At 65.9% G+C, this 17682-nt stretch carries 22 protein-coding genes, 4 tRNA genes and 1 pseudogene; 21 read left to right on the plus strand and 6 right to left on the minus strand.

Annotated features, from left to right (window positions below):
- Nucleotides 1–81: 81 nt before the first annotated feature.
- The 16 genes from FFS56_RS20460 to FFS56_RS20750 all read left to right on the plus strand — a co-directional run bounded on the left by FFS56_RS20460 (nt 82) and on the right by FFS56_RS20750 (nt 8765).
- Nucleotides 82–155 (plus strand) — tRNA-Gln (locus FFS56_RS20460).
- Between the two features lie 193 nt (nt 156–348).
- Nucleotides 349–424 (plus strand) — tRNA-Glu (locus FFS56_RS04340).
- A gap of 115 nt (nt 425–539) precedes the next feature.
- A tRNA-Arg gene (locus FFS56_RS04345) sits at nt 540–616 on the plus strand.
- A gap of 1 nt (nt 617) precedes the next feature.
- Nucleotides 618–691, plus strand: a tRNA-Arg gene (locus FFS56_RS04350).
- 624 nt (nt 692–1315) lie between these two features.
- Nucleotides 1316–1756, plus strand: coding sequence for a hypothetical protein (locus tag FFS56_RS04360; RefSeq protein WP_137772087.1), 441 nt, complete (start codon nt 1316–1318; stop codon nt 1754–1756).
- A 238-nt stretch (nt 1757–1994) separates the two neighbouring features.
- Nucleotides 1995–2273, plus strand: coding sequence for a hypothetical protein (locus FFS56_RS04365; RefSeq protein WP_137772088.1), 279 nt, complete (start codon nt 1995–1997; stop codon nt 2271–2273).
- A 425-nt stretch (nt 2274–2698) separates the two neighbouring features.
- A complete protein-coding gene (locus tag FFS56_RS04370; RefSeq protein WP_171011013.1) occupies nt 2699–3331 on the plus strand; it encodes a helix-turn-helix transcriptional regulator in 633 nt (210 codons plus the stop codon).
- Nucleotides 3324–3842 (plus strand): hypothetical protein, encoded by a 519-nt coding sequence (locus FFS56_RS04375; RefSeq protein ID WP_137772090.1) that lies wholly within the window; start codon nt 3324–3326, stop codon nt 3840–3842. The genes FFS56_RS04370 and FFS56_RS04375 overlap by 8 nt, the downstream gene beginning before the upstream one ends.
- Nucleotides 3839–4777, plus strand: a complete 939-nt coding sequence (locus FFS56_RS04380; RefSeq protein WP_137772091.1) for a hypothetical protein — start codon at nt 3839–3841, stop codon at nt 4775–4777. The genes FFS56_RS04375 and FFS56_RS04380 overlap by 4 nt, the downstream gene beginning before the upstream one ends.
- 11 nt (nt 4778–4788) lie before the next feature.
- Entirely contained in the window at nt 4789–5916 is a 1128-nt protein-coding gene (locus FFS56_RS04385; protein WP_171011014.1) for an alpha/beta fold hydrolase, read from the plus strand.
- 34 nt (nt 5917–5950) lie between these two features.
- Complete coding sequence (locus FFS56_RS04390; RefSeq protein ID WP_171011068.1) at nt 5951–6241, plus strand: hypothetical protein; 291 nt, start codon at nt 5951–5953, stop codon at nt 6239–6241.
- Nucleotides 6238–6606 carry a hypothetical protein gene (locus FFS56_RS04395; RefSeq protein ID WP_137772094.1) on the plus strand — a complete coding sequence of 123 codons (369 nt, stop codon included), beginning with the start codon at nt 6238–6240 and terminating at the stop codon, nt 6604–6606. The genes FFS56_RS04390 and FFS56_RS04395 overlap by 4 nt, the downstream gene beginning before the upstream one ends.
- A gap of 160 nt (nt 6607–6766) precedes the next feature.
- Nucleotides 6767–7681: a DNA adenine methylase gene (locus tag FFS56_RS04400; protein ID WP_137772095.1), complete on the plus strand. Its 915-nt coding sequence runs from the start codon at nt 6767–6769 to the stop codon at nt 7679–7681.
- A 138-nt stretch (nt 7682–7819) separates the two neighbouring features.
- Complete coding sequence (locus FFS56_RS04405) at nt 7820–8161, plus strand: hypothetical protein (protein WP_137772096.1); 342 nt, start codon at nt 7820–7822, stop codon at nt 8159–8161.
- On the plus strand, nt 8158–8475 hold the full coding sequence (locus FFS56_RS04410) for a hypothetical protein (protein ID WP_137772097.1): 318 nt from the start codon (nt 8158–8160) through the stop codon (nt 8473–8475). The genes FFS56_RS04405 and FFS56_RS04410 overlap by 4 nt, the downstream gene beginning before the upstream one ends.
- Nucleotides 8475–8765, plus strand: a complete 291-nt coding sequence (locus FFS56_RS20750; protein ID WP_249352950.1) for a DUF6283 family protein — start codon at nt 8475–8477, stop codon at nt 8763–8765. Before FFS56_RS04410 ends, FFS56_RS20750 begins: the two co-directional genes overlap by 1 nt.
- Before the next feature lie 137 nt (nt 8766–8902).
- Here the strand turns inward: FFS56_RS20750 and FFS56_RS04420 are convergent, their stop codons facing one another.
- Nucleotides 8903–9982, minus strand: a complete 1080-nt coding sequence (locus FFS56_RS04420; protein WP_137772098.1) for a DUF4113 domain-containing protein — start codon at nt 9980–9982, stop codon at nt 8903–8905.
- Between the two features lie 58 nt (nt 9983–10040).
- Between FFS56_RS04420 and FFS56_RS04425 the strand changes: the two genes are divergently transcribed.
- The 5 genes from FFS56_RS04425 to FFS56_RS04445 all read left to right on the plus strand — a co-directional run bounded on the left by FFS56_RS04425 (nt 10041) and on the right by FFS56_RS04445 (nt 13777).
- Complete coding sequence (locus tag FFS56_RS04425) at nt 10041–10400, plus strand: metalloregulator ArsR/SmtB family transcription factor (protein WP_036297877.1); 360 nt, start codon at nt 10041–10043, stop codon at nt 10398–10400.
- A gap of 92 nt (nt 10401–10492) precedes the next feature.
- Nucleotides 10493–12313 carry a cation-translocating P-type ATPase gene (locus FFS56_RS04430; protein WP_231868264.1) on the plus strand — a complete coding sequence of 607 codons (1821 nt, stop codon included), beginning with the start codon at nt 10493–10495 and terminating at the stop codon, nt 12311–12313.
- Nucleotides 12313–12921, plus strand: coding sequence for a cadmium resistance transporter (locus FFS56_RS04435; protein WP_036297875.1), 609 nt, complete (start codon nt 12313–12315; stop codon nt 12919–12921). Before FFS56_RS04430 ends, FFS56_RS04435 begins: the two co-directional genes overlap by 1 nt.
- On the plus strand, nt 12918–13448 hold the full coding sequence (locus tag FFS56_RS04440; protein ID WP_036297873.1) for a signal peptidase II: 531 nt from the start codon (nt 12918–12920) through the stop codon (nt 13446–13448). The genes FFS56_RS04435 and FFS56_RS04440 overlap by 4 nt, the downstream gene beginning before the upstream one ends.
- An 11-nt stretch (nt 13449–13459) precedes the next feature.
- Nucleotides 13460–13777, plus strand: a complete 318-nt coding sequence (locus FFS56_RS04445) for a hypothetical protein (protein ID WP_058631820.1) — start codon at nt 13460–13462, stop codon at nt 13775–13777.
- Here FFS56_RS04445 and FFS56_RS04450 read toward each other — a convergent pair whose 3' ends face one another.
- From FFS56_RS04450 to FFS56_RS20755, 5 genes and pseudogenes are all read right to left on the minus strand, one after another.
- Nucleotides 13778–15037 (minus strand): hypothetical protein, encoded by a 1260-nt coding sequence (locus FFS56_RS04450; RefSeq protein WP_249352951.1) that lies wholly within the window; start codon nt 15035–15037, stop codon nt 13778–13780.
- Nucleotides 15038–15732: 695 nt separating this feature from the next.
- A complete protein-coding gene (locus FFS56_RS04455) occupies nt 15733–16068 on the minus strand; it encodes a helix-turn-helix transcriptional regulator (protein ID WP_124091585.1) in 336 nt (111 codons plus the stop codon).
- Complete coding sequence (locus tag FFS56_RS20915) at nt 16058–16441, minus strand: tyrosine-type recombinase/integrase (protein ID WP_283205799.1); 384 nt, start codon at nt 16439–16441, stop codon at nt 16058–16060. The genes FFS56_RS04455 and FFS56_RS20915 overlap by 11 nt, the downstream gene beginning before the upstream one ends.
- An 81-nt stretch (nt 16442–16522) precedes the next feature.
- Nucleotides 16523–17176, minus strand: a complete 654-nt coding sequence (locus FFS56_RS20920) for a hypothetical protein (protein WP_283205800.1) — start codon at nt 17174–17176, stop codon at nt 16523–16525.
- A 159-nt stretch (nt 17177–17335) separates the two neighbouring features.
- Nucleotides 17336–17515 (minus strand): annotated as a pseudogene (locus tag FFS56_RS20755) (DNA polymerase V subunit UmuC); the annotation flags it as partial.
- Nucleotides 17516–17682 lie beyond the last annotated feature (167 nt).

Here is a 17682-nt window from a genome sequence, read left to right on the forward strand (position 1 = left end):
GAACCATGACCGACACGACTCTGGCAACACAGGACGACCTGCGCACGATCTGGTTGCATATGACGCCGCACACGCGGCTGATCCCCGACGGTCTGCTGGCACGGCCAGCCGGATTCTGGGTCCGGCCTTCGCAGGTTCGATTCCTGCTCGGGGAGCGCACACCGAAAGGCTGCCGGCGGCCAGGTAAGCACCGGCAACAGGGTGACGACCCCCGTCAGTACGCGGGCTGAGCCCGCGACAGCCGGAGAGAGCAGACAGAGGCTGCTCCGGTGCGGATCCGTCCGCGCAAGCTCCCGTTGCCGTCAACGGCGGGAGCGCACTCCCCAAGGAGCTTCTTGGGGAGTTGATGGCCCCTTGGTCTAGGACGGTCGAGGACGCCTGATTCTCAGTCAGGAGGACGCCGGTTCGAATCCGGCAGGGGTCGCAAGCGCCGAGACCGCCGGCGTGCGAGACGAAGCGTTCATCGCAGCGGTCGGGTAGCTCAGCCTGCACCTGCAGGAGGAGGGGCGACGGGGCGACGTGCCCGCGGCCGCCACCTGGCCCTCATAGCTCAGCAGGACAGAGCACCGGTCTACGGCACCGGAGGTCGGGGGTTCGACTCCTCCTGAGGGCACCACGCGCTTGTAGCTCAGATGGACAGAGCTTCCGCCTCCGGAGCGGACGGTCACCGGTTCGAATCCGGTCGAGCGCACTTCGTGTTCCGCTGTGGACTCCGACGACCGGAAAGAGCCAGCTCCAGGACCGTTCAGCAGAGAGGAAAGCGCCATGGTGAGGATCGCCAACGGCGTCGTCGTGCTGAACGCATCCATGGAACCGCTCGGAATCGTGCCGCTGCACCGCGCGCTGATCTTCCTGATACGTGAGCGCGCCACGATCGTCGACGCGGTCCCCGGCAGGATCGTCCGATCCGCCGAGGCCGAGTTCCCGATGCCTCGCGTCGTGCAGTTCCGCGAGAAGGTGCGCGTGCCCTACCGGTACGGCACCGTCCCCTGGTCGCGTGCCGGTCTGCTGCGCCGTGACGACCACGAGTGCGCCTATTGCGGCCGTCACGCGACGACGGTAGACCACGTCATGCCCCGGTCGCGCGGAGGGCAGGACGAGTGGCTGAACACGGTCGCGGCGTGCAACCGATGCAACAACGTCAAGGCCGACCGCACCCGAAGAGGCACACATGATGCTCCGCTTCGCGCCCCGAGAGGTCACACGCCGCGACACGATGATCCTGGCGATCGCTCAGACCGGCACCGACCTCGCGGCCATCGGACTGGCATGACCCGGTCCCGCCCACACCGGCGGGACCGGGTATGTGACAGCCATGACCACCACGACATCGACGTCACAGGACGTCATCCGCTCGGCAGAAGTGTTCGCGAATGAAGTGATGGTCGGCGTGCAGGGCGAGAGCCTCGCACGCGATCAGATCCGCGAACTCCTCGCACGGTCCATCGAGACGGACCGTGCGCGTCGTGCAGGGCCATTCGAGGACCTCCACGCTTACCAGCACACGACGACAGCGGGCATCAGCTACACCGTCGTGCAGATCGACACGACAGCTGATGCGCAGGAGCGAACCCGCATCTACGTGAACGACGGATGCGTCTTCGACGGAGACCCGATCACGGCCACGGACGAGCTGCGACGGCTCGTCGAGCTGTACGACAACGACGAGCACCAGGACAGGCCCTACGAGACCTGCGAGTGGTTGGCGGAAGGCATCCGCGACTACATCGGCGAAGGCGACCGCGACGGTGGATGATCATGTCCGACCCAACGCCCACCCTCGACCTTCACCGGTCGCACGGCAGCTTCACCCCGTACCCCCGTGAGCTCGTGCTCCCCGAAGGGTCGATCGTGCTCGTGACATGCAGCGTGTGCCACCTCGTTCAGGCGATATGCAATCACGATCAGTGCGAATGGAACAGCCCCGGCACGATGCGCCGATGCCGGCTGTGTGGCATCGACGCATCATGAGCCCGCCGTCCTAGGCTGAAGTCATGCTCATCGGCGTCATTCGGTCCACGGAGGCCAGGAACCTCACCATCACCGGGGATGACGTGGAGGAACTGAGGGCGCAGCTGGCGGCGCAGGTCCCCGTCGGCTGGGTCGTCACGGACAGTCCCGTGACGAAGACGAAGCAGGTGCCGAGCCTGACGATGGCCGCCAGGTTGGCTCACTGGGGCGACCTCGCCGAAGTCGAGGGTGAGAGCGTCGAGGCTGTGCAGGCCGCTGTGCCGGATGAGTACCAGCTGATCCTGGTCCGACGGGTCGACTAGGACGCGGATCGCGCCGCGTGAGGTCGGGGGCGGTGGGTGAGGAGTTCGCCCGTGATATCCATCCGACTCAGGGTGACGCCGTGCACGCGGAATACTGCGCGGATCACATCCCTCGTGCCAGCGGGGAGTCCCGCAGATCGCAGCTCCAGCATCGTCTTGCGCGCGAGGCGGTGACGCTGGCTCAGCTCTGCCATCTGCGCGCAGAGCGTCCGCCGCGGTTGTCCTCCAGGTTCCTTCGATCCGGTCGACGTGGTGCCCCCCGGCGCGTCGGATTGCTGCATGTCTGGTGCTGAGCCCTTGTTCCTGACGTTCACGATCAACGCCCCCTCCGTGTCACTGCTCTCGACCACCGTAAACAGACTCAGTCGATAAACGCAACGATTCGTTGCACCTTGTAGCGCTTCGTTGCGGATATGATGTCGGCTATGGGGACAGAAGACCTGGGTGAGAACAGAGCCATCAGCGAGCGGATCGAGCTGCTGATGGTGCGGGCGCGCCTGCGGAGCCTGGCTGAACTCGCAAGGAAGTCCGGCATCAACAGAGCAACGATCAGCCTGAAGATGAACAACCACCGACGGTGGAACATCGAAGATCTGAGGATGATCGCGCCTGCTCTCGGGGTCACCGTCTCTCAGCTGCTCGGCGAAGACCCCACCGGCCCGACGAAAGAGCCGAATGGAATGGCTTCCGCGCCTGGGGGAGCGGACGAGTTCGCCCGGCGCGTCAGGTTCCTGCAGTCGCATGCGATCGACGAGCCTGATGTGGAGGTCGTGGACCTGCTCAAGTCAGTGCTCGCCGGCGGCAAGGCCCAATCAGACCCCGCGACGCTGAACGCGATAGCCGCACATTTCGGGGTGCCTGTGGGCTACCTCCTTGACCTTGGAGACCTCGAGATGGCGGAGCGCATCGAAGCGCAGATCGACCTGCGAACCGCCTTGACCGAAAGCGGCGTCTTGAACGTCGCAGCACGATCCCTGGGCCAGCTCTCGCCGGAGGAACTCCAGGCGATCACTCGCATCATCCGGCAGCACGGTGAGCCGGGCGGTACCGGTGGCTGAATGGGACGGTCGGCGCCCGTGGCGCACTGATGCGGAGATCGTGGCGCGCGCACAGGAGCGCCTCGAGCACTATGGCCTGACCGACGTCCGGGGGATCCCCGAGCTCACCAACAAGGTCTCTGCGGCCACAGGCAAGACGATTACCGTCGAGGAAGTCGACGACCCCGTTCTCGTGACCACCACCGCGCTGTGGATCGAGTTCAAGGACCGCTCGCTCATCCTTCTCCGCCGCCACGACCCTGCCTACTATCGCGCACGCGGCCTGTTCCACGAGTTCGGGCACATCGTGTTCGGGCACCCGGCGTGCACGGCGCTGACGAACGACCCTCAAATGTCTCGCTACGCCGCGGGCGGGGGAGAGGTCCGTGGGCGCGTCCTGATCTCGGAGGCGAACCTGCCAGCGCTGTACCGAAACGACGTGCACGAGAGCGAAGCGGAAGCCGTCGCCTCGCTGATCGGCCGCCGGCTGCTCCGCCCGCGCTACGAAGGAGACGAAGAGGTGTTCGGATGACGATGGACCAGCTGTACCTACCGATCCTGCTGATCCTCGTCGTGGCGGTGATCGCTCGAATCCCCACAGCGATTCGAGTCCCGACGGCACGACCCGCATGGTTCGCAACGCTCATCGCAGTGCCGGCCTTCATGACTCGCGGGCCGATCATTCCGATCCAGACGCTCGACGCGTGGATGGGCGGGGAGAACATCATCTTCCTCGTGCAGTCCTGGCTTGTCGTGTTCGCATTCTGGGGGCTCGCAGAGGCCGCCGGTACCGACATCACCAGCAGCGAGCGGCCGAAACTCCGACTCTGGATCCCGCTGCTGAGCTGCCTCGCGTTCACCATCCCGTTCTTCCTGATCCCGAATCGGGAAGGCACCGAGTTGTTCTTCATCGACGCGCACGTCAATGACCTCGCCGCCATCATCTGCGGCGTGCTCTACATGGCCGCCGTCGCCGGCATCCGCGCCCGGCTCCTCATCCGCCTGCACGGGCGCGATGCGCCGGCGCACTGGGTATTCCGCATCGGAGCCTCACTCGTCATCGCTGGCTGCGTCCTCTGGAGTACGGCGATCATCCTGGACCATACGCTCTCGCTAGGTCGCACACCCATCGTCTGGATGTACATCGGCTTCGACATCCTCTTCTATCCCGGAGTCGTCGCCCTTGCCCTCGGACTGGTCGCATTCGCCGCCCAACGCGCCATCCGACAGCTCATCCTCCGACGCCGCGTCGCCGCGCTCCAGGGCATCCTCACCAGCCGGTCCTTCACCATCGATGAGAATGACCGCCCGCTGCCGTTCGTGGCGTACGACCTCATGGTCCAGATCGAGGACCTACGAATCCTCGGCGCCATTCGGCCGACGGTCGAGGAGCAACGCACGCTCGACAAGGTCGCACGATGGGTCGAGCAGACCTTCCCGCAGGTACACGACATCACCACGAGTTGAGAAGGACTGCATTGACCAACGCTCTGATCGTCGCCGGTGCGGCCGCAGCCGGCGCCGTCGTCCTCACCGCTGCAGCTGCGTCCTACATGGGGCGGATGCTCGTCGCGTGGAACTGGCCCGAGAGCACGAAGATCCTCGGATTCACCGACGGCACGATCACGCTCAAGTCCACTTCGCTCACCCGCTACCCCGGGACGTACGGCCTTCGCACACCGACGGGGCACGCACGCGTCGGAGGCATCGTCAGCGATGATGGACGCGCCGTCGTGCGGACCCTAGTGGCTGAACACGGCGACATACGGAGCGCGGCGTCCGGAGCCTTCGACGGCGACATCCACGCGACCCCCGACGAGGTCGGACCCTACAGCGACGTCATCATCGAGACTCCGGCGGGGCCCGCTCCGGCGTGGCAGTTCGGACCCGATGGCAACGACCTGTGGGTACTGCACGTCCACGGATTCCAAGCCGACCGTAACAACGCCCTCAGGATGGTCGAAGCAATGCTCCCGACCGCGGGGGCAGCGACGCATCTCGTCGTCTCATACCGCGGCGACGGGCAAGGGCCAGCCACCCCGGCAGGTACGACGCGCCTCGGCCTCGATGAATGGGAAGACGTCGACGCCGCCCTGGCGTACGCTGCCCGGCACGGCGCCACGCGGATCATCATGGCCGGATGGTCCATGGGAGCGGCCATCTCCCTCCTGATCGAGGAGCGCAGCGCGTACCGGGACCTGATCATCGGCAACGTCTTCGTCTCGCCCGCAACTGACTGGATCGCCACCATGCGCACCAGCGCGGAACGCATGGGCATCCCTCTTCCCGCCGCAGCCTCGGCTTTCACCGCGGGCGTCCTGCGGTCGCCGCTGACGTCATGGCTCACCGGCCTGCGCCGGCCGGTCGACTTCGCGGAACTGGACTGGACCAGGCCAGGGAGGGTGCACGTCCCGACGCTCGTCATCCACTCGGTCGGCGATCTGACGATCCCGATCAGCGCGACGAGGAGGTTCGTCGAGGCAGGCGCACCGCTCGTCGAGCTGCACGAGACACGTCGCGCGCCGCACACGCGCGAATACAACGAGGATCCGGAGGGATTCACCCAGGCTGTCAGCACGTGGCTGACCCGGGCGCTCGTCGCCTGAAGTCCGACCGCAGGTTGTGCGGAGCGCCGGGTATGTGACCGGCATGAACTGCAACGGCATGTGCTTGACCGGCAGCGACCTCGGTGAGCCAGGTGACCTTGTCGCCTATCCGCATCCGGAGTGTCCGGTTCACAACCGCATCCTTTCGGCGTTCATCGAATCCGGCGGTAACGCGGACCTGTGGGCTGGAGAGCTCGAGCGATGGCAGATCGGGCTCCCATCGCCATGGGCGGAATCCCGCGGGCTCGCCCCGGTCACTGATTCGTTCATGGAAGCGACCATCCTGATGATCCGTCTTCACGCTCATCGGGAGCAGGCGGCATGAAGCTTCCAGTGCTGACCCCTCGGATGATGGCTGTTCTCACCGGGATCGCGATCTTCACGGCTATTGCGCCCGCGACTGTCATGACCGCAGCGCCGACGGTGATCTGGCTGGAAGGCGTCGCCTCCGACACCGGTCCAGGACTCGGCTCCTGGATGATCCTGCTCGCAGCTTCCCTCACGGCACTGGTCGGGTTGCTGGCCTATCTCGCGGTGTGGGGATGGCCGTTGGCCATCATCTTCCTCGCAGTGAGAGCCATTCGTGCCCTCAGACGGAGGTTCCCGCGAGTGAGACGAACGAACGCCGGCAAGGACCGAGACAGGCCTGATCGGATGCCGCAGCACACGAAACGCCCGAACGCTCGTTGAAACGGGCGCTACGGGGCGGAGAGAGGTGCATTCCACTGGCTCAGCGAACGCGTCTGCGGGTTCCCGGCCAGGATCTGGTTGATCATGTGAGGTACGCCCGGCAGGCGGCCGTGAGTGGCCTCCTGCATCATCTTCGCGTTGCGCGGGGTATGTGAAGGCCATGCAACAGAGCCGCGTGGAACGGTACCTGAGACTGCTGCGCTATCCCGGAGGAAAAGCGTCCATCGCGCCGATGCTCGGCGACATGCTAACCGGGCAGATGAGCGAGATGCCCATCGAGATCTGGATTGAGCCCTTCGCTGGCGGCGCCGGCGCCGCACTCAACCTGGTAGAACGCGGTGCCGTCGACGAAGCGTGGCTCGTCGACGCGAATCCGGCGATCGCCGCGTTCTGGGCGACTGTACTGGCCGACGGTGAGCATCTCGCGACCCAGGTCGAGCGCACCATCCCGACGATGCGCCTCTGGGAGAGGTCTCGGACCCTTCTCGAGATGGCCGATAGTGTCGACACATACGAGCTTGCCTTCGCCGCGTTCATCGTCAACCGCTGCTCCCGTTCCGGCATCGTCGCGCCACGATCCGGACCGATCGGAGGCCGCGCTCAGGACGGTCGTTGGACGCTCGCGTCACGGTTCAACGGACCCGCCCTCGCGGATCGGATCCGTCGAGTCCACGCGCTGCGCTCACGCCTGCGGTCTCACTACGCGGACGGCATCCGATTCATCGAAGATGTCGACGAGGCCGGGATCTGTGAGGAGGTCGTCTTCTTCGTCGACCCGCCTTACCTTCGCGAAGGGAACCGGCTCTACGCGCACGGCATGGACCGTGCCGCTCACCAGCGACTCGCCACCGCGCTCAACGGCACGGCAGCACGATGGCTGCTCACCTATGACAACCGCCCCGACGTCGCCACCGTCCTCTACCCGGAGAGGCGCGTCATCCCGTTCGGCATCCGGAACAACGCGAACCGGGCACGTCAGGCCACAGAGCTCGCGGTCCTCAGCGACAACCTCAACTCGGACGCGTTCAACCTGCCAGACGCACCTATTGGGGAAGGGCTCGTCGCGACAGCATGAGGTCGATACCGGGTATGTGGTGCACATGGACCGGAGAGGGCTCGGCGACCGCAGCGAAGCGACCACTGCTGGAAGGATTCCGAGACGTTCCGACGGGATCTTCGCGAACTGAAGGGTGCGCTGCTCAACTCTGCAGCCGTGCGTGACCAGCGCAACCATTTCGACACGGCGACCGGCGAGCTCGGATGGGTCCTCCATGAACGCCACGTGATGCTCGACACGCCCAACCGTCTGCGCGCCTCCCGCGGTCTTCTCCCCGTCGACGAGGATGCGATCCTCCGCATCGAGACCAGTGCGTCGGGACACATCGACTACGCCCTGAAGTTCGCCATCGGATGCGCAGAACTGGCGAACGACCTCATCGACCATCACCGAGCGGGTGCCCCGCCACTCAGCACTGCCGTCCACAGATCCCTCGAGGAGCGCCAGGACCACCAGGGGAAGCTCGACTCGACGACTCGGCGAAGCGGAACCGCATGAGCACCCTGCACGAGCTCGTGGCCAACACCGGCATCGTGCCCATCGAGCACGGCTTTCGGATCCGCACCGCTGAGACCTATTTCGTAGAGGTGCATCGGGCGTTGTTCAACTGGCGCCTGGTCCTCCATGTCCACGGCGTCGAGTGCTCACCGTCGAGCGCCGAGCATCCGCACGGCGTGTGCCCGACGCTCGAGCACGGATTCTGCTACTTCGGGCTCGGGTTGGAGAGCCTCGCGCGGGCGGTCGCCGCCGGCCTCGAATGGCAGGACCCGCTCCACACCGACCCAGCAGGATTCGATCGGAAGGCGTTCTGATGGACGCGGCCTCGAAACCGCGGCGGACACCGTGCGCGAGTTGCCCGTACCGGACCTCGGTCGCGAGCGGCATCTGGCATGTAGAGGAGTACTCCAAGCTCGAACGCTACGACCGCGAATTGGCGGACCAGCCGCCGGCTGTCTTCGTATGTCATCAAGGGAGCCGCGACATCTGCGCGGGATGGCTGGGGCACCGAGACCCAGCCGATCTGCTGGCGGTCCGTCTCGGTGTGATCAGTGGGGAAATCGACGCCGCATGCCTGACCACGAGACGAGCGCGTCTCTGTTAGCCTCCGGCGCGGAGGCCGCTGCACACGGGCGCCGCGAGATCGAGCAACCCGGAGAGAGGGCCGTCGCTGCGATCGCGAAGATCGTCCGTGTTCGCGCAGGCTCTGCCGAAGGTCCCGTGCAGACATGAGCACCGGCGCTAGGCCCGCACCGTCACGAGTTCGTCCCAATGGGTGGTCGCGCGCTTGGTGAGCATCTCGCGCTTCATCTGCCACGACGGCCCCGGACGCATCCCGCCCCACCCGAGCCCGAGGGCCTCCTTGCCGGCCTTCTTCTGCACGCTGTCGATGATGCCGGCGATCCCGGCGTCCTCGTGCGGGGCTCGGAAGGGTTCCAGCGGTAGGTGCACGCCAGCAGGCAGGAGATCGACCATCATCAGTCCCGCTCGGGCATACTGGCTGCCGTCCTGGATGTGGGGGAGTAGCTGGTGAGCAGCCCTTGTGAGCTCGACGGGATCTGCTGTCGGGAAGGGCAATCGGACCTTCACCTGCGGGTAGTGCTTCTGCTCCGCGAAGTGAGCCGTGCCGGCGAAGGCCACAAGAGTCTTGCCGACTTGGTGGTGCCGGGTGAGGCGCGACGCCATCTGCTGGGCGTAGATGCTGAGTGTCTGGCGGATGCCGTTCACCGTCGTCACCTTCTCACTGAATGAACGGCTGACGATCAACTGATCCTTCTTGCCTGTCCGATCTTCCTCCGGGCCGATGCACACGACGCCGCGCAGCTCCAGAGCCGTTCGCATCACGGTGACGTTGAACTGCTTCCGGATGAACGTCGGATCCGCTGTCGCGAGATCCCAGATCGACTCGATGCCGAGGGTGCGCAATCGCCGCTCGAGGCGCGACGCGATGCCCCAGACCTCGGAGACAGGGAGGCTGCGCATCAGACGCTCCCGCCACTCCGGCCGGGTCGCGGGCCAGACGCAGACCCCGCCGAACACATCGAGCTTCTTCGCGCAGCGGTTCGCCAGCTTGCTCAAGGTCCGGTTCGGTGCGATCCCCACGCAAACGGGCACGCCGATCAGGCGCCGGACCTCCGAGCGGACCGTGCGCCCCAGGTCGGTCATCGCCTCGCAGTCCGCCGTCGTGCGTCGGTCGATCGTGAGGAAGGCCTCATCGATGCTGTAGATGTCGACCTCGCTCGCGAACCGCTCCAGGACTCGTACTGGTAGCGCCGATTGTTGCTGAGTTGCGTATTCAGCGGCTTCCGACTCTTCTCCCAATGAATGGTGGGGCACTGATCACCAATGATTGATCAGCGCTTGCTGTATAGTTCAGTACATGCTGACTATTGCTTCGCGCCTCGACGTCATGAACCGGCTCGGCCGGGCCATGGCGGACCCGACGCGCTCCCGGATCTTGATGACTCTGCTGAACGCCCCGAGCTATCCGGCCGTGCTCTCGCGCGAGCTGGAGCTGACCCGCTCGAACGTCTCGAACCACCTGACGTGCCTGCGTGACTGCGGGATCGTGGTCGCCGAGCCTGAGGGTCGCCAGACGCGCTACGAGATCGCTGACCCGCATCTTGCGGCTGCGCTCGTCGCGCTCGTGGATGTGACGCTGGCGGTCGATGAGCACGCGCCGTGTGTGGACTCGTCGTGCACGGTGCCGGGCTGCTGCGGTACAGGGGCGGACGCGTGAGCGCGGCGTGTAGCTGCGAGCACGAGCCTGCCACTGCGGCGGAGGATGAGACCGAAGAGGTGGAGCGGCCCTGGTGGAGGGACCGTGGGATCATGGTGCCGGTCTTCTCCGGTGTCGCGTTCCTGGCTGGTCTGATCCTTGAATGGTCCGGGCTCGAGATCCCGGCGCTCGTACTGTTCTGGATCGGCCTGCTGCTGGGCGCGTCGACGTTCACTCCTGGCGCGATTCGGAAGCTGTTCAAGGGCAAGCTCGGGATCGGGCTGCTGATGACGATCAGCGCGATCGGCGCGGTCATCCTCGGCTATGTGGAGGAGGCCGCTGCTCTGGCGTTCTTGTACTCGATTGCTGAGGCGCTTGAGGACAAGGCGATGGACCGTGCCCGTGGCGGCCTGCGGGCGCTGCTGAAGCTCGTGCCGGAGACGGCGACCGTGCTGCAGAGCGGCGTCTCTGCGCAGGTGCCGGCGAGGGAGTTGACGGTCGGCCAGGTCATGGTGGTCCGCCCGGGCGAACGGATCGCAACCGACGGGATCGTCCGCTCTGGCCGCTCAAGCCTGGACACCTCGGCGATCACCGGGGAGTCGATCCCCGTCGAGGTCGAGCCCGGGGACGCGGTGTCGGCCGGCGCGATTAACAGCTCCGGCGTGCTGGAGGTCGAGGCGACTGCGGCCGGTACCGATAACTCGCTTACGACGATCGTGGAGTTGGTCGAGAAAGCGCAGACGGAGAAGGGCGAGCGTGCGCGTCTCGCGGACCGGATCGCCCGCCCGCTCGTACCCGGTGTGCTGATTCTCGCAGCGCTCGTCGCGATCATTGGGTCACTGCTGGGCGACCCGGAGGTATGGATCACTCGTGCGCTCGTCGTGCTGGTAGCGGCCTCTCCGTGCGCGCTGGCGATCTCGGTGCCGTTGACGGTCGTTGCCGCGATCGGCGCAGCAAGCAAGTTCGGCGTGATCATCAAGTCCGGCGCGGTCTTCGAGCGCTTCGGCACGGTCCGGCACGTCGCGGTCGACAAGACCGGCACCCTGACCCGTAACGAGCCCGCGGTCACCGCGGTCCTCACTGCGAACGGCATTGCCGAGGAGCAGGCGCTGGCTTGGGCGGCGGCTCTGGAGCAGCACAGCACGCATCCCCTTGCGGCGGCGATCACCGCTGCAGCCCCGGGTGTTCCCGTGGCCGCGGATGTGACCGAGCAGGCCGGGCACGGCATCGACGGCACCGTCGATGGCGCTCGTATCACGGTCGGCAGCCCCCGCTGGCTCGACGCCGGCGAGCTCGGCGACCGGGTTGCAGGGCTTGAGGAGCAGGGCATGACTGTCGTGATCGTGCACCGCGACGAGGCACCGGTCGCGGCGATCGGCGTCCGCGACGAGCTGCGTCCGGAAGTCCCCGAGGTGGTCCGCACGCTTGCGGATCAGGGCGTCGGCATGACGATGCTCACCGGGGACAACGCCCGCACCGCTCGTGCGCTGGCTGCGCAGGCCGGGATCGCTGATGTGCGCGCGGAGCTGCGCCCTGAGGACAAGGCGACCGCGATCGGCGAGTTGTCGAAGGCGGGATCGGTCGCGATGATCGGTGACGGCATCAACGACGCCCCGGCCCTGGCGTCCGCGGACATCGGCATCGCGATGGGAGCGACCGGCTCCGATGCGGCGATCGAGTCTGCGGACGTGGCCTTCACGGGTCATGATCTGCGGCTCATCCCGCGGGCGTTCGATCACGCGCGGCGGGGCCGGCGGATCATCAACCAGAACATCATCCTGTCCCTGCTGATCATCACCGCACTGCTCCCGCTCGCGCTCTTCGGGGTCCTGGGGCTCGCGGCTGTCGTCCTGGTCCACGAGGTCGCGGAGGTCATCGTGATCCTCAACGGCCTGCGCGCCGCACGCACCCGCACACCACGAATGGAAAGCTGATGCTCGCAACCATCGGGTCGGCGATCGGCCTGTTCGCGGCGACCAACATCGACGACATCGTCGTGCTCACCGTGCTGTTCCTCGCCTCCAGCCGGGGAAAGCCGCGACCGTGGCAGATCGTCGCAGGCCAGTACCTCGGGTTCATCACACTCGTCGTGATCAGCGTGATCGCCGCGCTCGGTCTCACGATCGTCCCGGACGAATGGGTCGGCTTCCTGGGTCTGATCCCGCTCGGCATCGGCATCTGGACGCTCATTCGCGGCCTGCGCCGTAACGGCGACGACGATGATGACGACTCCAAGATCACCGCGGTCGGACTATGGGGGGTCGCCGGGATCACGATCGCCAACGGGGCCGACAACATCTCCCTCTACACGCCGATCTTCCGCACCAGCTCGCCCGGCGACGTCGCGGTCATGATCGTCGTGTTCCTGATCCTCGTCGCCGTCTGGTGCGCTGCCGGGCGACTGATCGGCACCCACAAGGCCGTCACCGAAACGCTCGAACGTGTCGAGCACTGGCTCGTCCCCGTCGTGTTCATCGGCCTGGGCCTGTTCATCCTCATTGAATCCGGCGTTATCGTCCGTCTCTTCGAGGCCCTCGCATGACCCCGGACACGAATACCGACGTTGAGTCGGCATCGGCGTCGGGAGAGCGTCCGCAGAGAGGACGCTGGCGGCTCACTGCCTGGGCGCTTCTGATCGCAGTGGTCGTCGTCGTGATCGATCAGGGAACGAAAGTGTGGGCCGAGGCCACCCTGTCGGAGCACGAGCGCATCCCGCTGATCGGCGACCTGTTGGGCCTGCAGCTCGCGTACAACCCCGGCGCGGCGTTCTCCTTCGGGGAGAGCTTCACCTGGGTGTTCGCTCTCATCGCCGTCGCGGCCACGGCCACCGCGATCGTGTTCGCGTTCCGGGTCCGACGCCCCGGGTGGGCGATCGTGATCGGTGCGCTCGGCGGGGCCGCTGCTTCGCACGCCGGCGACCGGCTTTTCCGCCAACCAGGATTCGCCCGGGGGCACGTCGTCGACTTCCTCGCCTACGGCAACTGGTTCATCGGGAACCTCGCCGACATCGTGATCGTCACCGCTACGATTGCCGGAGCGCTCCTGATGCTCCGCGGCACCGAGAACTGAGAGGGCCAACCATGGAGATCACCCTGCAGTACTTCGACGGCTGCCCGAACTGGGAAGTACTCGACCGCCGGCTTGCTGAGCTGCTCGACGGTCGATCAGATATCCGCGTCACACGACAGTTGGTCGAGACCGCCGAGGACGCCGAGCGCCTCGGATTCCACGGGTCACCGACCGTCCTCGTCGACGGCGTCGATCCCTTCGCCGACGAGCACACGCCGGTCGGGCTCGCCTGCCGGGTGTTCCGTACCCCTGCCGGGCTGGGAGGCTCCCCGACCGTCGAGCAACTGCGCGAAGCGATTTCCGGCCCGGCTCTGACGGGTGATGCTTGATCAGGGGTGGGTGGAGCGGAGAGCCGGGTAATCGGACCACTCGCCACCGGCGAGACGCGACCATGAGGCAGCGGATGCCGTCGTGATGCCGAGGAGATCCGAGACGATCCGGGGATGCAGTTGCCGGGTGAGCTCGATGAGCGCTGTCGTGCGGGCGCTCCCGGCAAGCAGGCCTTCGGCGCGAAGGCGACGGCTGAGCGGCCCCGGGGTGAGGTGACGGCCCGGGTTCCGGCCGGGGAACAACCACCCTTCAGGATGGCCCTTTGTGGCATCGACGAGCTCGACGATGGCGTCGCCGAGGATCTCTGGGACCTTGATCGGCTCGGCTCCGACGGTGAGCGTCACGGGCTGCGAGCTCGTATCGACCTGTGCCCGGGTGATCGTGACGATGCGGGTCAGCTGGATGCCGTAGAGCAGTACGAGGAGACCCGCGGCCCGGGTCTTCGGGTCCATGTCGGCATCGGACAGGAACCTGCGGGCCATCTGCCATCGGTGGTCGGAGGCATAGTCTCGCCCTTCGAGGCGATGGGCTCGAAACTCGACGCGAAGGGTGCTCAACCGGTGCTTTCGCAGCCAGCGAGTGAACGGTGCCAGCGCGTCGCGTTGGCTGGGCGAATCGGTCAGATGCGCGTCGAGTAGGCGCTGCGGAAACGTCGCCAGCGTCTCCTGGTGCGACCGGATCTCTCCAAGGAACGCGGCGCAGTACTTCAGCGCAGTCCGTTGCCTCTGGAATCCGGAAGCAGGGCTGGACGCGATGCGCAGTGCCCGAGTGGATCGGAGGAGCTCCCAGGTGCAGTATCGGCGCAGGATCAACCGGTCCTCGGGATGGTCGATGCCATCGAGCCAGTCGTTGAGCCAGTGGGTGAAACGCGTGCCCTCGACGTCGAGCTCCGGCAGCACGCCGGAACGGACCAGCAGTGAGAGGAGGAACGCGACCGACTGTCCCGACCGGGCTCGGGTGATGATCGCCTCGGCGGTGAGCGGCAGGGTCCCGTCCGCGAGCTCGCGGAGCACCATCGCGCACTTGCTCTTGTGCAGCCAGCGTTCGAGCGACGCCGCTTTGCCATGGTGCGTGAGCAGATAGTCAGCAAGGGGGTGGAGGTCCGCGCGGATCTCTCCCGCATCGTCGGCGAGCAGTTGCTGGATCGCGACGGGCCGGCGGCACTCGACGCAGAGGTGATGTTTGCGGATCTCCTCGATCGAGCCGCATCCGGGGCAGGCCATCGTGATCGGAGTGCCCGCGCAGTCGGCGCAGACCATCTGGCCATTCATGAAGCCGGTCAGGAACACCCTGCGCGCGCACTCGGGACAAGGTTGTGGTCTGCGCATCGCGTAGTAGCAGCGCGCGCATACTCGTCGTCCGTCGAGGTGGGAGGCGACGCGGCCAGGTTCTCCGCAGAGACCACAGGTCTTGATCGGTGCGGTGTAGCAGGCCAGACAGACCAGTTCCGGGCGACGGACGATGATGGTCGCATGCTGACCGCACCGCGAGCAGTCGCCGAACGATCGAGGGTCGGCTCGCCAACAGTCACGGCAAAAGCGCTGTCCGTCGATCGTGCGCTGCACGGGCCGGACCCGGCCACAGGACGCGCACGAGACGGACCGGGCGTTCCGCTCGCATCGGGAGCAGTGCCGACCACCGCCCGGCGTCTTGTGGGGCATTCTCACCGCGCGTCCGCAGGACTCGCACGTCGGCAGCATCACCCGGCTTGCCCCTTCTTCGACCAGCGCGCGGGCCAGATCCTGAACGGTCACCGGCACGTTCGCATGCTGCCCCTCCAGGACTCCGGGCTGCTTGATCAGCGCGAGCTCAAGAAGCCGCTGCGTGAGGGGTACTGGCGCAACCGAATGCACGATCTCAGCGATTCGCTCGCGAGAGATTTCGGGAACGAGAGGGTGGACGAGAGCGACGACTTCAGCGACTCGCGGCAGCTGCGGAGGCTTGGCCACCGCGGCTACTTCGTACGCGGCCGACGAATCGCCGCGCGAACAGGACGGAGATCACCGATCGACCCCCGTGTCGCCTCCTCGCCCACCGCCACCGGGGCCAAGGCCTCCCGGCGAGTGATCGTCACGAGATCGTTGAGCGAGCACTCCAGTGCATCGCACAACGCCGCCAACACGTCAAGACGCACCCGCTGTGGCGGCTGAGTCACCAGCCGATAGACCTGCTCCCGGGACAGGTCGATGCCGCGCTCTTCGAGCAGGGGCTTCAGCTTGGAGGTCTGGAAGATCCCGCGCGAAGCCATCACGCTGCGCAGATTCCAGCCGGTGTCGAGCTCAACGGTCATCAACTTCTCCTTCGATGAGGGCCTTCAGCGCTTCGGCGAGCACGCGGTTCTTGTAGTCCGAACTGACGGAGGCGTAGATCGAGGTCGTCGAGGCATGCATATGCCCGACCTGCTCTTGGACGAATCGATCGGCGTACCCGAACTCCAGAAGGTGCGTGACATAGGAATGCCGGAGGCTGTGCAGCGTCAGATCCTTCGACAGGCCGGCTTCATCACGCAGCTCTGCGAACCTCCGGTCGAGATACCCAGCAGACAGACGCGTACGGCGCTCGGTCACCCAGAGCGCGTCGAGGCGGTCTCCGGGCGCGAAACGGGCCCGGGCCTGCTCGAGCCATTGCTGCATTCCGGGCACCCACCAGTCGAACTCCGGCACCAGCAGCACCGTGCGACGTCGTGGCGCGCCACCGCCCGCCGCCTTCGCCCATCGCACGTGAACCGCGCCGTAGCGCCCCCACTACCGCATCTTCGCGTTGTGGTGCAAATCGACGGTATCGAGCATCACCGCCTCAGTGCGGCGCAGACCGAACGCGTAGACCGTCTTCAGCAACTGGGCATCCCGCAACGCGCCGAGCGCACCCTTTCTCCCGGAGCTCACGAGCAGCTCGACGCGAGCGTCGGCCGTGTCAAACAGGCGCTCAATCTCGTCGTACGTGAACGGGCGACGCTTCCCATCGCCTTCAAACTCGAACCGATGCGCCACCGTGTTCCACGGCAGACACACCTGCGAGGGGACCTCCCCAAACTCGCGATCGCAGATCTCCATCCAGTCGTACAACGGGTTCGTGAGGTAATCACAGAACCCACGGATAGACCCATGGTTGGCGCGCATCGTCGACAGCGTCCGAGTGCGACCGCCGGACTCAGCAGTGAACTCATCCACATCCGCGACCGTCCACCTCCATGGCGGTTTGTCCACGAAATCACGGAACCGCGTCACCGTCGCCGTCCGGTTCCGTATCGTCTGCTCACGGAGTCCGCGCGACAGCTGCTGGTTCCGCCAACCATCGATCATCGCGCTGAAAACCTGCGCTTCCGGGTTCGCCAGTGCGACGTTCGATGCTGACGTGATCAGCCGAAGCGCCGCTGGAGAAGCCCCAAAATCTTGCATTAGATGCAACAAAGTATGGGACAGTGCATCACCCTGTCAACTCAGATCTCAGCATCCGCCAGATCTCGCTGTTATGGTCAGAGCAGATCCGCACCTCTCTGGTGAATAGACGTCGTTTGCAAGTGTGAACAGTTGCATTCACTGCAACATGCGAGGGTTCATAGTGCGTGCGGACATGTCCCCGTACAGCTCATAGTTACTCGACACCGCGCGAACGCCGAGTCTCTCTGCGTGCGGCCGCAGCTTGAACCATGGCTCCCCGAGATCGAGGCCGAGTGCCTTCGCCTCGCGGCTCGCCGCGACGACCATGCCATCGTTGTTGGACAGCACGACTGTCGGGAATGCGGTGAGATGACACTAGATGTCACGCCCGAACGGCCGCGTCGAGATCACCCAGGCGACATTGCCATGACACTTTCCTGGCCGGGGTGAAGCTGGGGACTTGAACTCCTACCTTCACGTTGCAAAGCCGATGCGACTTCTCTAGGTTTGGTTGGGGGTGCGGG

Origin of the sequence: Microbacterium sp. Beta (assembly GCF_005502545.1) — a bacterium.
Lineage (GTDB): Bacteria > Actinomycetota > Actinomycetes > Actinomycetales > Microbacteriaceae > Microbacterium > Microbacterium oxydans.

What these genes read in the sequence shown, in the direction of transcription:
- FFS56_RS04360 (WP_137772087.1), top strand. Translation starts at nt 1,316, where the DNA reads ATGACCACCACGACATCGACGTCACAGGACGTCATCCGCTCGGCAGAA.
- FFS56_RS04365 (WP_137772088.1), top strand. Translation starts at nt 1,995, where the DNA reads ATGCTCATCGGCGTCATTCGGTCCACGGAGGCCAGGAACCTCACCATC.
- FFS56_RS04370 (WP_171011013.1), top strand. Translation starts at nt 2,699, where the DNA reads ATGGGGACAGAAGACCTGGGTGAGAACAGAGCCATCAGCGAGCGGATC.
- FFS56_RS04380 (WP_137772091.1), top strand. Translation starts at nt 3,839, where the DNA reads ATGACGATGGACCAGCTGTACCTACCGATCCTGCTGATCCTCGTCGTG.
- FFS56_RS04395 (WP_137772094.1), top strand. Translation starts at nt 6,238, where the DNA reads ATGAAGCTTCCAGTGCTGACCCCTCGGATGATGGCTGTTCTCACCGGG.
- FFS56_RS04400 (WP_137772095.1), top strand. Translation starts at nt 6,767, where the DNA reads ATGCAACAGAGCCGCGTGGAACGGTACCTGAGACTGCTGCGCTATCCC.
- FFS56_RS04410 (WP_137772097.1), top strand. Translation starts at nt 8,158, where the DNA reads ATGAGCACCCTGCACGAGCTCGTGGCCAACACCGGCATCGTGCCCATC.
- FFS56_RS20750 (WP_249352950.1), top strand. Translation starts at nt 8,475, where the DNA reads ATGGACGCGGCCTCGAAACCGCGGCGGACACCGTGCGCGAGTTGCCCG.
- FFS56_RS04425 (WP_036297877.1), top strand. Translation starts at nt 10,041, where the DNA reads ATGCTGACTATTGCTTCGCGCCTCGACGTCATGAACCGGCTCGGCCGG.
- FFS56_RS04430 (WP_231868264.1), top strand. Translation starts at nt 10,493, where the DNA reads ATGGTGCCGGTCTTCTCCGGTGTCGCGTTCCTGGCTGGTCTGATCCTT.
- FFS56_RS04435 (WP_036297875.1), top strand. Translation starts at nt 12,313, where the DNA reads ATGCTCGCAACCATCGGGTCGGCGATCGGCCTGTTCGCGGCGACCAAC.
- FFS56_RS04440 (WP_036297873.1), top strand. Translation starts at nt 12,918, where the DNA reads ATGACCCCGGACACGAATACCGACGTTGAGTCGGCATCGGCGTCGGGA.
- FFS56_RS04445 (WP_058631820.1), top strand. Translation starts at nt 13,460, where the DNA reads ATGGAGATCACCCTGCAGTACTTCGACGGCTGCCCGAACTGGGAAGTA.
- FFS56_RS04450 (WP_249352951.1), bottom strand. Translation starts at nt 15,037, where the DNA reads ATGGTCTGCGCCGACTGCGCGGGCACTCCGATCACGATGGCCTGCCCC.
- FFS56_RS04455 (WP_124091585.1), bottom strand. Translation starts at nt 16,068, where the DNA reads ATGACCGTTGAGCTCGACACCGGCTGGAATCTGCGCAGCGTGATGGCT.
- FFS56_RS20920 (WP_283205800.1), bottom strand. Translation starts at nt 17,176, where the DNA reads ATGCAAGATTTTGGGGCTTCTCCAGCGGCGCTTCGGCTGATCACGTCA.